Source organism: Pseudomonas sp. HK3, from assembly GCF_052920985.1.
Genome location: NZ_JBREXD010000001.1, coordinates 1,226,272 through 1,241,471, shown reverse-complemented (window position 1 = coordinate 1,241,471; position 15,200 = coordinate 1,226,272). Strand labels below are relative to the sequence as shown.

The window sequence follows — 15,200 nt, the reverse complement described above, 5'->3', positions numbered from 1 at the left end:
TGAAATCAGTTTTATACAACTGGTTGCACAAGTGACGGCAGAATAATATGAAACGGACTTTAACCCGCTTGCTTATGTTAGTAAGCGCCTTACTCAGTACGCAACAAAGCCTTGCTTTAAACCCTTATGGGTTTGAACAAATACTGCATATTGGCCATGTATACGCCCGCTCCATTGTATACGACAAAGATACCGGGCTACCGCTATGGGCAACTTATAATGAAGACGGTGGGCACACCAAAATTCCACTTAGTGGTACTGAATTAGCAGCGGCCTACGAAGGTCGAGTAGTATCAGGAGAAAACTATCGTGCTTATATAAAAGCCTATGACGATTTTAAAACTCAATACGAAGGCAAGGTTGATTTATACCCCGTTAGCGTATTTCAAGAGCAAGCAAGCAACGGCAGTCTCACCACCAAAGATGGCCAACCTATACAAAACTGGAACGCCAGCAGTATTGGACAAGACGTACTATCAATCGCTATACCCAAAAAAGAAAAACGCTTGCAGTTTGATGCCAATCAAATTGAAAAATTGTACTTTCCAGTTAATTTAGTCGCACTAGCTGAAGTGGATGATGATCTTAAATCGGTATTGATTGACAGGGACGGTAATAAACTTGAAGTAAGTACTGACCGCATCGGCAAACTCTCTGCATTTTATGTCAAAAAAGATGAAGAATTAGAAAATGTATCGGAATACGAATATTCATCGGGCTTAAAAAGACTGCATAACTATGACATCTTAGACCCTGTAGCTGGCGTATTTATCGAAGGTGTTACTGGCTATATAAATGGTGCTACGGCTTCAAAGCAGGATGGATCATACCGCTTACTGGCGCGCCCATCACCTTGCCCGGGCTTTAGCTATCAGCCAGAACTAACCGCAACCGCGCGTTTATATTACAACAACTTCAACCCCAAAGGCTCACCTGCCATCCCCTATTACCTTGACCGAAAAAGCTATAATAGTTGCAATGGGCGGTACTTGTTCCTTTCTGGCGTCGCAGACTTAATGGCACAAATGGCCGCCCTTCGAATTTTTGAAATCGTATCCTCCACCCCTGAAAACATCACCACTCTAAACTACCCCGTCGCCATCAACGTACTGGCCGGCAATGCCATTCTATGGGGCGCCGCCATCAGCGACAGCGAACCCACCGAATACTTCGCCGAACAATCCCCCATGACAGACTACATGGCCCCCAACGACTACGACGGCGACGGCGCCATCGACGGCACAGTACGAGGCGACATCAACGACCAAGGTATCTTCATCGCCGATGAAACCGCAGAACGCTACGGCGTCTACCTAACCAGTAATCCAAGAGAAAGTGGTCAACCCAACTTCACCCGTGTCATCGACACCCAGCAAGACCAGCGACACAAAGGCCTTGTTAAAACCATCAACAAAGACGACCTAATACAAACCGACATCCTCGTCTTCAGAGAATCCACCGGCCAACTCATCACCGAACGCTCCGGCCTATCCGACGACGACATCAAACACAGCAAAGTCATCGGTCGCCTACAACAAGACGGCAATGGCAACTTTAGCTACACCATCGCCATACGCAGCACCGAAGACATGGCGGCCACAAGGCGAACTTGGGCAAAGACCGGAACATGGGAAAACTGGCAAGCCCTTAGCAAAATGAACCCAGACTTGCATGCTCATAAATCCGATTTTATACGCAACGGCGAACAACTGCGCATCGTCGCCATCAACCGAGCAACCGGCTACATCGGCACCGTCATCACCGAACTCACCGGCCCAAGAGACGGCGGCGACGTCACCGTCCCAGTGCCCCCCATCATCATGGGTCCGCCCAACCTAAAAGCATGGGCCACACGGCGCTACCAACCGCAAGGCAACCAATTTAATGCCGAGGAACAACGACGCACCATTAGCAATGAAGGCGCGGCCAGCAACGACGACGAAGTCATTGAAATCCACACAAAATGGCTCGACGCCAACGGCTTCCCGCTGCCTGCTGGACTACAAGACCGCGGCTACACAGGCCGTTTAGTCAAAGTCGCCACCGATCCTGCCAACACCAGCGATCCATACAGCACAAATACCAGTGAATTTGTGAGCAATACCGGCACACAAACCAGCGAGTTTTCTATCAACCCCGGCACCCAACTGCAAGTACTCAAATTTGCAAAAGGCGAAATAGGGCAATACCACTACTACATGCAAATCAACGGCAAAACCGACGCCGAACAAAACGACTTCAGCACCGGCAACCACCAAGGCGTACTGCGACACCGCCCCAATAAATACGTCCCAGTCAAAGTCCCGCTGTTTGACGAAACAATGACCAACGTCAACAAGATACTACAGCAACAACACAACCCAGATGCCAAAGGCACCGACGCCGCCTTCAATTGGGTATACCGCCCAGAGTTAAGCTTCTCCATCGTTGATTTAGAAGTCAGCTCCATACTGCTGCACTCCAACGACCCAGAAGACGACCCGTTAGAGCTGGTCAACTCAACCGACCCCGTCATCAGCACCCAAGACAGCGCCGTCGAAATCTTCTACAAACTACTGGGCAGCCAATACGACCGCATCACCCCGCTGGACGGCGAACAAACCTTCATCCTCGCCATCGGCGAACAAGAAATCGAAATCAGCGTCGACGGTGATGGCACCCCCATCAAATTCACCAACCTAGAACACCTAGGCGAAATCAAACCCGAAGATTATTTAAGCATTCGTTTATATCTAAACGAAGACTCACAAAATGTCCTGTGGGACTGGGCGTTCAACACCCTCGACCTAGACATCGACAGCGACAACAACAACGGCTTCGCAGCACCTGACCGAACCTTAAAAGAAGAACAAAACGAGAACCAAAGACCAACACCCGGGTAAAATCATCCCCATCAACGATGGCGACATCAACAAAAACCGCATCCCAGACTACGCCGAATTTGAATACCTCAATGACAAAGGCGAACTGTACAGCAAAAAACTCGTGCCCTTCGTCGTCGAAATCCCTGCACACGTTGACATAGCAGGCGCCACACTCAAATTTGAATACGCAGGCTCCGACCCGCTCGACATCAAACAAGAAGCCGATGCAAGCGACCCACAAAAAATCACCTACACCCCAGCCGAAGGCGACCAACGCCTATGGCTGAAAAACGCCAACGAAAAACGCAACCCCATGGGCATCAACAGCGGCGGCGACTACATCACCCCCAATAAAGCATATGGGCTATTACAGCTGGGCTTTGACAACAGCAAACGCATCAAAACCCTCTACATAGAAGGCATCAGACGCACAACAGCAGGGGCCGCCGTCACCCGCGCCTACTTGGAGTACCAGCCATGAACCTAACGGCATTATTAAACCTAAGACAAACCCCCATAGGCATACTCATTATTTTGAGCAGCGTCTTTATGAGCGCGCACAGTCATGCAAACAACACACGGACCGACATCTCGCGACTCCCCTACACAGTAGGGTCCACCAAACTCGACATCACCGCCAAACTCCCCGCCGTCTACACACTCGAAGGGGAAACAGAAGCCGTCGAGCTATCCGCAACCTCCATCATCCAGCAACAACAAAAATACTACACACTGGGCGGCGTACGCTTAAAATTCACCCTGCCCGAAGACACCCTAGAAGGGGCCGAAATCACCGCCAATCCAACATTCGAATGGAAAATAAGCGCCGCGGGCAAACTCTGCACCGACTTCAAATACACCGCCGACGGCAGCGAATGCGACACACTGGCCGCCGACACCGTATTCGACAAAACCCACGACAAACTGAAAACAGACTATGAGTTCTACTGGGAACCGGAAAAATGGGACAACACCCTAGACGCCCAAGGCACACTCACCATCACCTTCGATAACGAAGATTTACCGAGAAAAGAAATCGCCTTTAAGCTCGAAAAACGAGAACTAAAATCCACCGCCGTCACCGGCCCAGTACCGGCAGAAGCATTAGAAGGGGACGATGTTGCCATGCTTGAAAGTATGTTGTGGCATTTAGGGATGTCACCATCTACTAATCCCGGCGCAAGAGGTGTTCGATTAACGGGCGACAATAAAAAAGTGTTTAATACAGGTACACCATCGGTAGGGCTTATGATGGGACGGTTTAACTATATTAATTATGGTTCGATTGGATCAAGATTCGCTGCGATGCACACAGGAAGAATAGGAACGACTGACAGTATCGAGCGTTTAAGACAGCACTGGCTTCATTACAAAATGGCTTATGACAATAATACGGGTGTATCGCCATTTAAATTCGATAATATTAATGATGTTGACAAAACATATGCGGTATCAATATTTGATGGAGGAAATTTTGAATATTCATCAAAATATCAAACCCTAAATGACACCTTCACTATCAAGCCTAGTTACACTCAAATAGTACATGAAAGTGTCAGTAAATATAAAGACTTTGAACGGGTTGATATATTAAAAGCAATGGCCTCAAAAGAAGCCAGTAGCCTACATTGGGGGAGTAAAAGCAACTATAGAATGCAGGTAGGTGGCTCCGATGAGCGAGGCAGTAAAGGATTTAATCAAATATATAATTCAACCGTATATGGTGGTGATTCTGCACAGGGAGACAAAAGAACAGGCTCATTCTGTCACCAAGTATCAGGATATTCATTAACGGGCGAATCAGTTACTAATCACTATGATCCTGGTGAAAACTTAAAAGCAAAGGCCATGTTTATGAGCGCACACAAAGGCGACTGTGGACGAAGCTTTAGACTAGCTTTCTATACTAATGAATACACTGCAAAACATAACAAAGCAGGCAAAACATTAAAGTTAATCAAGATGGGAACAGAAAAAGAAGCAATTACCACAACGCATAAAGATGACCGCTATGAGCAATTGGTAAAAGCACTAGGTGCCTATAATCAAGGTTGGTCTACCTTCAATAATACAGAAAGCTGGTCAGAACTTATCATTGATCCAGAAACATCAAAAAAGCAGTACTTTAAAAACGGCCATGGAATATGGACTCGATATATTGAAAGACAGCAATGAAGTGAATGGAGTACGGTCTAATCATGGGATTAGACTACCTTATCGTGAATATATTTGGCTTGGCGGAACCTACTCAATTGACTTAACCGATGAAGCGGGTAACCCTGATCCAAAAGCAGGCACAGATTGGTGCTTTAAGTATGGTGAGGAAGAGTGGGTTGATGGGAAATTATTTGAGGATATTAAAGTTGCAGCCGACCGTTATGATGAGGAAGGGGATGTAAAAACTCAAATAGGAGCGATAAATTGTTCAACAGGAAATTCAATATGAATAAATTTTTTTTAGTGCCGTTGTTTTTAATACTATCAGTCGGGACTTATGCTTTAGAGTTATCATCAGGTGTAATAAGTAAAGGAAGAGATACGGTTCGAAATGATGAACAAAAGCGGGTTTCACCAATTATTAAATCAGTAATTAAGGATAAATCCCCTAGTGGGCTTAGTAGAAGTATAGGTTATACAAATTTAGGGGCGGGTGATAATTGGTTTAGATTAAATAAAGACCTAATTATAAAAGGCGTTAACGTTGAAACCAAGCAATACCTAGGTAACTGGCCCCTAACTCCTTGGGCTAATGCAGTCCGTATGAAAGGCGAAGGAATGCACTGGGCTGTCAGGCCAGAGTTAATTGCAGTGCAAGGTGGAGAGTATCACGCTATATCTGAACCTAAAAAAATGGTATTCGACTTTGATAATGACTATGACTTTTATACCGATAACAACTACATAGGTTGTTATAATAAAACGCCATTGCGCTATGGTGATATCGATCAAAATACCTCAAGAGAACTGGTTCTATTTTTAAATAACGATTTAGTTATATTTTCACCTGAAAACCAAAAAATTATTTTCTCAGCTCAATTACATACACAAGACGAATTGACTTCTAATCAAGTGAGAATAGGCTTTCCAGAGCTAGAAGATACTGCCCCTCAATATATTTCAGAAAAAGGCCTCAAGGGGAAATCAAGAAATGCTCGATTCCCAGCAATACGTTCGTTCGCCAAAATCTTTTTAGACGATTTTAATAATGACGGTAAAAAAGACATCATAGTTTGGCGAAAATTGTATGAATCAAGATTAAAAACCGATCCAGTTCTAGGGTTCACATTAGAAGCCGAACTGTTTGTTCATTACCAATTAGAAAATGGCGAGTATCAAATACAAAGCAATACGCCCCCAGTAGAGGGTGAGTTTGAAACCGACCTAGCACAACAAGCACAGATAAGGGACTGGCTAACCGCCAAAAACCTTACATGGCAAAAAGGTTTTCCGTCTAAAAGCGAATGCGCCGGACAAGAAGGTCAACTCATCCCTGAAATGCATGATTCATTATTAAATGATCCAGATGTCTTAAAATAGAACATAGAAAAGCACGCTCAACGCGTGCTTTGTTTTTTAATAATTTGTTATTTTTTTCGGGCGGCAACCACACCGGCGTACTGCGACACCGCCCCAACCAATACGTCCCCGTAAAAGTGCCGCTGTTTGACGAAACAATGACCAACGTCAACAAGATACTACAGCAACAACACAACCCAGATGCCAAAGGCACCGACGCCGCCTTCAACTGGGTATACCGCCCAGAGTTAAGCTTCTCCATCGTTGATTTAGAAGTCAGCTCCATACTGCTGCACTCCAACGACCCAGAAGACGACCCGTTAGAACTGGTCAACGCCACCGACCCCGTCATCAGCACCCAAGACAGCGCCGTCGAAATCTGCTACAAACTCTTAACCAGCCAATACGACCGCATCACCCCGCTGGACGGCGAACAAACCTTCATCCTCGCCATCGGCGAACAAGAAATCGAAATCAGCGTCGACGGTGATGGCACCCCCATCAAATTCACCAACCTAGAACACCTAGGCGAAATCAAACCCGAAGATTATTTAAGCATTCGTTTATATCTAAACGAAGACTCACAAAATGTCCTGTGGGACTGGGCGTTCAAAATAGATGGCATCAACCTAATCACATCCGATGACCAAGGCAGCCGAGAGAAAAAATCGTTCATCATGTGCGAAGCCGCACAAGCCAATGCCAATACTTGCGAACTGCAAGCCAGCATCAAAGCGCAACTCGTGGGAAGCTTAGATGACGACGACATCATCGCATGGAAAGTAGAAGCGCAAAAAGGCAACATGGCAACAGACGACCTAGACTCAAGTTCAAACGCAACGAATAAACCTTACATGTATGGTAAAACCAAAACGCACAAAACCAGTGCTTATTTAAAAAGTAACTGGAGTAACACAGCAGGAATCAATGCAAATTTGGGTAAATACAGTGAGCCATATCAAACATCCAATTTGATCTATAAAAATGCAAAATACTTTAGTTTTCAGCCTGATATGAGCGATGAGCCTCATATGCCGACTGCGCATCACACGGCTGAAAAACCAGGTACAAAGCAAACGGATGTATGGCGTCGAAACCCGCATGTAGCCTATAAAATAACGGCCATAGTAAATGGCACAAAAGAATACATCGTCACGGCTAAAATGGACCATAAAGATGTGATCAGACAGGAATTCATTAACCATATTACATCTGTATCCAATGATATAAGTAATATAATAACCGCGCCTGAACGTGACGAACTCAAAAGCAAAGCAGACTTGGGCTCAACCTTAGAAGGGGATTGGGGGCAAGCGTATTATGATTATGTATACGACAAACACTTAGTATTATTATCAACAAAAGCAAAAACGGCACTGGATAGCGAACCAGAACATACATTCACAGTAACAGGCACCACAACAGATACATTAGCCGTGGGCACAACGTTATCTAAAAAACTAAGAATGAACAGCGCATGGCGAAACCCAGAAAGAAATGAACGCATAACAGATAATGCAACGAGTCGACACATGGTGGGAAGAGCAGTGGATTTAGGAACGTCAGGAGTGGATGGTTATGAAGCGGGTACTAAAAATAGAGCAAAATTGTTGTGGCAACTATGGCGAGCAATATCTTCTCAATCATCAACGGATAATGGAGTTGAAATAAGATGGATGTTAGAGCATGGTCCGTCTTCAACATTTTATCTGCAAGGGGGGGAGGTTCCTTCTTGGAGTTCTATAACTCAGGTTTTAGATTTAGCTGATACTCGGGGAGCGTCTCCTTCAGATCCAGCAGATGGAATACCAGATATCTTTAACCTGTCGTCTCATATTCATTTAGAAAGCATGCCACAAATAGGCCAAGGTAATTGAAATGTATAAAATATTTATTTTACTTATGTGTGTAACTTCGTTCGCATTATCTAATGAAGGGCTGGATACGTTTGAAAAATTAAAAAAATATCTTTTCTTTAGTTTTTCTCATATTCCAAAAATAGAAAGAATAGAAGAAGTTAATAGTTTGGGAGGTGCAATTGATGAAGCTCTTATAGATGCACCTGATGATGTGAAAAACAATATGCTTAAAGGACTTCAGTTATATGCCACTATCTATGCAAATGATACATTAGATAAAAATACAATACATGAATTGAAATTAGAAAGTCAAAAATTTCTAAAAATTGCGCTAGAAGGAAATAAACTTGATAGATCTTTAAGTGTAATGGAGTTAGAAGTGATTCGTGCATATGCTGGATTAGAGCTGATTTCAATCGTGGTCGATGAAATAGTAAATTCTCAAAAAAATTATGATGTAAAAGATATTGTAGAACTTAAAAGATCGAAAATAGTAGCATTAATAAAACTAGGTCGATTCGAAGATGCTGGAAATGAAGTTAAAGCCCTCCGTAATGATTACCCTGATAGATTTAAAGAATCATCGGTAGATTACTATAAGGAAGAGATTGTAGAGGCTAAGAAAAAAATTCAATCGAAAAAAGAAGAAATAACTCCAATCACTGAAACAATAAAAGAGAAAAAATCTGTATTAAGTGAAGCAGGTAAGGTTGATACAAGCACTAAACCAGTACTTGGTAAACCTAAGCAGGAAAATAAGCAAGAATTAGCTACTACGTCAGCAGTGACTCAGCTTAAATCAATTGTTGAAAGATATGGCTTATATTTATTGGCATTATTTGCTGTGCTAGCATTATATTTTTACAGCCTATACAAACGAAAGAAAAAATAATACTGACAACGGGCTACGGCCCGTTTTTTCATTCTAGTACAGAGGCTTGATAATCAGCCTCTATGACCCAGTTCAAAATATACTAGCCAAAGCAGCATTTTTAGCCGGAGGTAGTACAAAAGGGGGCGGCGATTGTGGTCGCAGTTTTTACAAAGGATTCAAACAAAAATTATTTACAGCAAAACATGATTCGCCAAATGCCAAGCTCATAAAAACCAAAACGGGTAGTAAAAGCCTAGTTGTAAAAGACGTATACACTGATGGCATATATAAAGATGATACCTACGAGATATTAATAAAAGCCCTAGGCGCATACAATCAAGGATCCGGTACATTTAATACCAAAAAAAGCTGGAGTGAGTTAATAATAACCCCCGCCAGCGATTTAAAGTCAGCGGTCGTTACAGCTATGGAATATGGCTATGATATTTTGCATGGTAAGAATCGAGGAATTGAATTACCGGATCGCGTTTATATCTGGGAAGGCGCCAAAGGAAAAGACTTAAACGGTGATGGTGAAATTAAAAATGTACCCGCTGACCCAAATACAGTACCACCTACACAGGAACTTAAAGAGGAAGGTTGGTGCTTTACTTATGGTGAGAAAGAGTGGGTGGATGGGAAATTATTTGAGGACATTAAAGTTGCAGCCGACCGTTATGATGAGGAAGGGGATGTAAAAACTCAAATAGGAGCGATAAATTGTTCAACAGGAAATTCAATATGAATAAATTTTTTTTAGTGTCGTTGTTTTTAATGTTCTCAGTCGGGACTTATGCTTTAGAGTTATCATCAGGTGTAATAAGTAAAGGAAGGGATACGGTTCGAAATGATGAACAAAAGCGGGTTTCACCAATTATTAAGTCTGTAATTAAGGATAAATCCCCTAGTGGGCTTAGTAGAAGTATAGGTTATACAAATTTAGGGGCGGGAGATAATTGGTTTAGATTAAATAAAGACTTGATTATAAAAGGCGTTAACGTTGAAACCAAAGAATATCTAGGCAACTGGCCCCTAACCCCTTGGCCGAATGCAGTCCGTATGAAAGGCGAAGGAATAACATGGCGAGTTAGAGGTGCTTTAAGTGCCGTGAAAGGAGGGGATTTCATTGAAATTAACGACCCCGAGACTCAAGTCTTAGATACAAATAAACAATATAAAATCAGCAATTATCAAACGTCAGTAGGTTGCCTTAATCAAACGCCATTACGCTATGGCGATATTGATAACAATGCATCAACCGAACTGATTTTATTGTTAAACAACGACCTTGTTATATTTTCGCCGGTATTGAAAAAAATTATCTTTGCAATGACATTAAGTGATACCGATGAACTAAAACCTGAACGTGTTGCCGACTGGTTTCTAGATGAAACAAAAGTAAACCCTCAATTTGTGGCCGATAGTGGAACAAACAACTTAATTAAAGCCGCATTACCAGCCACTCGCTCATTCGCCAAAATATTTATAGAGGACTTTAATGCTGATGGTAAAAAAGACATCATCGTATGGCGAAAATTGTATGAATCAAGATTAAAAACCGATCCAGTTCTAGGATTCACATTGGAAGCTGAACTGTTTGTTCATTACCAATTAGAAAATGGCGAGTATCAAATACAAAGCAATACGCCCCCAGTAGAGGGTGAGTTTGAAACCGACCTAGCACAACAAGCACAGATAAGGGACTGGCTAACCGCCAAAAACCTTACATGGCAAAAAGGTTTTCCGTCTAAAAGCGAATGCGCCGGACAAGAAGGTCAACTCATCCCTGAAATGCACGACCCATTATTAAATGACCCTGACGTTTTAAAATAGAAAATAGAAAAGCATGCTCAACGCGTGCTTTGTTTTTTAATAATTTGTTATTTTTTTCGGGCGGCAACCACACCGGCGTACTGCGACACCGCCCCAACAAATACGTCCCAGTCAAAGTGCCGCTGTTTGACGAAGCCCTCACCAACGTCAACAAAATCTTACAGCAACAACACAACCCAGATGCAAAAGGCACCGACGCCGCCTTCAATTGGGTATACCGCCCAGAATTAAGCTTCTCCATCGTTGATTTAGAAGTCAGCTCCATACTGCTGCACTCCAACGACCCAGAAGACGACCCGTTAGAACTGGTCAACGCCACCGACCCCGTCATCAGCACCCAAGACAGCGCCGTCGAAATCTTCTACAAACTCTTAACCAGCCAATACGACCGCATCACCCCATTAGACGGCGAACAAACCTTCATCCTCGCCATCGGCGAACAAGAAATCGAAATCAGCGTCAACGGCGACGGCCCCCCCATCAAATTCACCAACCTAGAACACCTAGGCGAAATCAAACCCGAAGATTATTTATCAATAAGATTGTATCTAAACGAAGACTCACAAAACGTCCTGTGGGACTGGGCGTTTAGCACAATGGATATAGACATGGATTCTGATAACAACAATGGATTAGACGAACCGGATCGAACACTGGCCGAAGAAGAGTCAGAAACAAAAGAGGGTCACCCAGGCAAAGTCATCAACGTAAATGATGGTGACATTAACAACAATAAAATACCCGACTATGCTGAGTTTCAATATCTGACTGAACAAGGTATAAAATTTGAAAAAAGCTTCACCCCAATGGTGATAGAAATACCAGCCCACGTAAAATTCAATACCGCCACAATTAGCCTTGAATATCAAGGTTCCGATCCACAGGCCGTGCAGAAAGACAACATAGGCACAGCGCAAGAGCCGATTTATGCGTACACACCCGCACCGGGAGTAGAGCGTATGTGGATAAAAAATGGTGATGAAAATCGTATTGGTAAAGGCGTTCACGAAGGCGGCGACTACATCACACCCAAACAAAAATACACACTCATGCAGCTGGGTTTTGAAGACGGCAAGCGTACTAAAACATTTTACATAGAAGGCATACGGGCCACAGAAGCAGGAGCTTCCGTCACGTATATAAACTTGGAGTATGAGCCATGATTAACCGATACACATTTGCCCATGCCATCAGCTTGTTATTAGGCGTATTACTTTTCAACCAATACTCGCAAGCAGCCGAAACCCGACAAGAACAAGGTGTGCACCGTAAATCAGTATCGAAGCCGAGCTTTACGGTACACGCAGCTTTACCTACCGAAGAAGAAGTCAAAGCGTTAACACCAGAAGCAATAATAGATGATAAAAAAGTTCAACAACGGCACTATTACACATTAGGCGGAATTCGTTTAAAAATGGCCTTCGACCCATCGAGCCTGAATAAAAAAGAAAAAGAAGCCAGCCCAAAATACAGTTGGTATTTTGAAAAAGCAGCACAACTGTGTACAGGCTATACATACAAGTTGGATAAAACAGAATGTACAGACATACCCGCGGGTAAAACATTAGAAGCAGGGGCAGCCCCCCTTGTTAGCGATACAAGCTTATATTGGCAACCGAAAACATGGGCAGAAACAATCAATAGCAAAGGTAAACTCACAATCGAATTTACAGCCAATGATGCACTACCGAACAAAGAAATACACTTTCGCATAGAAAATCGATTACTAGATGGCAAGCTTGATGCGAATGGCAAAGCCAAAGAAGGCAGCGACGTTGCCATGCTGGAGAAAATGCTGTGGCAGTTGGGCATGTCACCTAGTGCTAAACCCGGTGCATCTGCAACGCGCTTAACCAAGAAACAAAATGTTTTTGAAACCAAAGACGACTCAGTGGGTAAAATGATGGGGCGCTTTAACTACATTAACTATGGATTTAACGTAGTAGAAGGTAAAAAAATAATAGCCAAAGGCATAAAGAATAATACACAAGAGATGCACACCGGAGATTATAAGTCACCAGGTGATAAAAAGACGTATTCGATATTATCCCGATTAGAGCAGCATTGGCGCCACTATAAAATGGCTTATGACAACACCAGTAAAACACCTTTTAAAATTGACAGTTTAACAGAAGATGACCTTAAGAAAGCAGTGGCTGTATTTGATGGTGGGACAATGAACTATTCAAGCGAATATGATGAAACAGGCACTGCAATGGAATTTTCAGCTACATACACCGTTGATGAGCACAAAAAGGTATCCGATTATAAAGCATTTACACGAGCCGATATCCTAAAAGCTATGGCATCACGTGAAGCAAGTAGCTTGCATTGGGGCAACAAAGGTAAACACAGAATACATGTTGGTGGAGCAGACGAACTGGGCAGCAAAGGATTTAACCAAATACAAAATATGTACACATATGGCTCACGATCAAGTCAAGGTGACCATAGAGATGGCGCGCGCTGCCATTGGGTATCGGCCTATTCATTGAGCAGTAAATCCATCGTTAATCACTATGACCCAGTTCAAAATATACTAGCCAAAGCAGCATTTTTAGCCGGAGGTAGTACAAAAGGGGGCGGCGATTGCGGTCGCAGTTTTTACAAAGGATTCAAACAAAAATTATTTACAGCAAAACATGATTCGCCAAATGCCAAGCTCATAAAAACCAAAACGGGTAGTAAAAGCCTAGTGGTAAAAGACGTATACACTGATGGCATATATAAAGATGATACCTACGAGATATTAATAAAAGCCCTAGGCGCATACAATCAAGGATCCGGTACATTTAATACCAAAAAAAGCTGGAGTGAGTTAATAATAACCCCCGCCAGCGATTTAAAGTCAGCGGTCGTTACCGCTATGGAATATGGCTATGATATTTTGCATGGTAAGAATCGCGGAATTGAATTACCGAATCGCGTTTATATCTGGGAAGGCGCAAAAGGAAAAGACTTAAACGGTGATGGTGAAATTAAAAATGTACCCGCTGACCCAAATACAGTACCACCTACACCGGAACTTAAAGAGGAAGGCTGGTGTTTTGCTTATGGTGAGGAAGAGTGGGTGGATGGGAAGAAATTTACGGATACAAAGAATGCAGCAATAGGATCACTAGACAATCCAGCTCAAGGTAGAATTAATTGTACGACAGGTGCTTCATTATGATAAAAAAAATTATTTATGTATTATTATTCATATCAAATTATTCAATGGCGAATTTTGAAATTCTACAAAAAGGTATTTCTGTCACTGATAAAAATATCAATGAATTAGCTACTACTAGTTGGGAATATGCCAAATCAAGTACAACTCAAAAGAAATTCAATGATGGTTTTGCAAATGCATTTTTTATGAAAGAAGGAACTATTGATTTATATTCATTATCAGATAAGCCAGCTTTATATTTGACAAACTTTGAAACAAGAGAGGTATTAGGCAACTGGCCTCTAACTCCTTGGGCTAATGCAGTCCGTATGAAAGGCGAAGGAATAACATGGCGAGTTAGAGGTGCTTTAAGTGCCGTGAAAGGAGGGGATTTCATTGAAATTAACGACCCCGAGACTCAAGTCTTAGATACAAATAAACAATATAAAATCAGCAATTATCAAACGTCAGTAGGTTGCCTTAATCAAACGCCATTACGCTATGGCGATATTGATAACAATGCATCAACCGAACTGATTTTATTGTTAAACAACGACCTTGTTATATTTTCGCCGGTATTGAAAAAAATTATCTTTGCAATGACATTAAGTGATACCGATGAACTAAAACCTGAACGTGTTGCCGACTGGTTTCTAGATGAAACAAAAGTAAACCCTCAATTTGTCGCGGATAGTGGAACAAACAATTTAATTAAAGCCGCATTACCAGCCACTCGCTCATTCGCAAAAGTCTTTTTAGATGACTTTAATACCGATGGAAAAAAAGACATCATCGTATGGCGAAAATTGTATGAATCTAATTTAAAAACGAATCCTGAATTAGGTTTTAGTAAAGTAGCCGATTTATTAGTGCACTACAGTTTGGTTGATGGCGAGTACCAAATACAAAGCAATACGCCCCCAGTAGAGGGTGAATTTGAAACTGACCCAACACAGCAAGCAAAAATAAAAAACTGGCTAGATTCTAAAAACCTCACATGGCAAAAAGGCTTCCCATCTAAAAGCGAATGCGCCGGACAAGAAGGTCAACTCATCCCTGAAATGCATGATTCATTATTAAATGATCCAGATGTCTTAAAATAG

General features: G+C 42.6%; 12 protein-coding genes. All 12 read left to right on the top strand.

Annotated features, from left to right (window positions below; translation table 11 throughout):
• Positions 1 to 47 precede the first annotated feature (47 nt).
• The 12 genes from ACU6U9_RS05905 (at position 48) to ACU6U9_RS05850 (ending at position 15,200) form a co-directional block, all read left to right on the top strand.
• Entirely contained in the window at positions 48 to 2,882 is a 2,835-nt protein-coding gene (locus ACU6U9_RS05905) for a hypothetical protein (protein WP_446734130.1), read from the top strand.
• A gap of 103 nt (positions 2,883 to 2,985) precedes the next feature.
• On the top strand, positions 2,986 to 3,345 hold the full coding sequence (locus tag ACU6U9_RS05900) for a hypothetical protein (RefSeq protein ID WP_446734129.1): 360 nt from the start codon (positions 2,986 to 2,988) through the stop codon (positions 3,343 to 3,345).
• Positions 3,342 to 5,039, top strand: coding sequence for a hypothetical protein (locus ACU6U9_RS05895; protein ID WP_446734128.1), 1,698 nt, complete (start codon positions 3,342 to 3,344; stop codon positions 5,037 to 5,039). Before ACU6U9_RS05900 ends, ACU6U9_RS05895 begins: the two co-directional genes overlap by 4 nt.
• Entirely contained in the window at positions 5,023 to 5,310 is a 288-nt protein-coding gene (locus ACU6U9_RS05890) for a hypothetical protein (protein ID WP_446734127.1), read from the top strand. The genes ACU6U9_RS05895 and ACU6U9_RS05890 overlap by 17 nt, the downstream gene beginning before the upstream one ends.
• The gene (locus ACU6U9_RS05885) at positions 5,307 to 6,401 is read left to right on the top strand and encodes a hypothetical protein (RefSeq protein ID WP_446734126.1); all 1,095 of its coding nucleotides are present in this window, start codon (positions 5,307 to 5,309) and stop codon (positions 6,399 to 6,401) included. The genes ACU6U9_RS05890 and ACU6U9_RS05885 overlap by 4 nt, the downstream gene beginning before the upstream one ends.
• 29 nt (positions 6,402 to 6,430) lie before the next feature.
• Positions 6,431 to 8,257, top strand: coding sequence for a hypothetical protein (locus tag ACU6U9_RS05880; protein ID WP_446734125.1), 1,827 nt, complete (start codon positions 6,431 to 6,433; stop codon positions 8,255 to 8,257).
• Position 8,258: 1 nt separating this feature from the next.
• Positions 8,259 to 9,131, top strand: a complete 873-nt coding sequence (locus tag ACU6U9_RS05875) for a hypothetical protein (protein ID WP_446734124.1) — start codon at positions 8,259 to 8,261, stop codon at positions 9,129 to 9,131.
• 46 nt (positions 9,132 to 9,177) lie between these two features.
• Positions 9,178 to 9,858, top strand: a complete 681-nt coding sequence (locus ACU6U9_RS05870; protein ID WP_446734123.1) for a hypothetical protein — start codon at positions 9,178 to 9,180, stop codon at positions 9,856 to 9,858.
• Positions 9,855 to 10,946, top strand: a complete 1,092-nt coding sequence (locus ACU6U9_RS05865) for a hypothetical protein (RefSeq protein ID WP_446734122.1) — start codon at positions 9,855 to 9,857, stop codon at positions 10,944 to 10,946. Before ACU6U9_RS05870 ends, ACU6U9_RS05865 begins: the two co-directional genes overlap by 4 nt.
• Before the next feature lie 29 nt (positions 10,947 to 10,975).
• Complete coding sequence (locus ACU6U9_RS05860) at positions 10,976 to 12,109, top strand: hypothetical protein (protein ID WP_446734121.1); 1,134 nt, start codon at positions 10,976 to 10,978, stop codon at positions 12,107 to 12,109.
• The gene (locus ACU6U9_RS05855; protein WP_446734120.1) at positions 12,106 to 14,118 is read left to right on the top strand and encodes a hypothetical protein; all 2,013 of its coding nucleotides are present in this window, start codon (positions 12,106 to 12,108) and stop codon (positions 14,116 to 14,118) included. Before ACU6U9_RS05860 ends, ACU6U9_RS05855 begins: the two co-directional genes overlap by 4 nt.
• The gene (locus tag ACU6U9_RS05850) at positions 14,115 to 15,200 is read left to right on the top strand and encodes a hypothetical protein (protein WP_446734119.1); all 1,086 of its coding nucleotides are present in this window, start codon (positions 14,115 to 14,117) and stop codon (positions 15,198 to 15,200) included. The genes ACU6U9_RS05855 and ACU6U9_RS05850 overlap by 4 nt, the downstream gene beginning before the upstream one ends.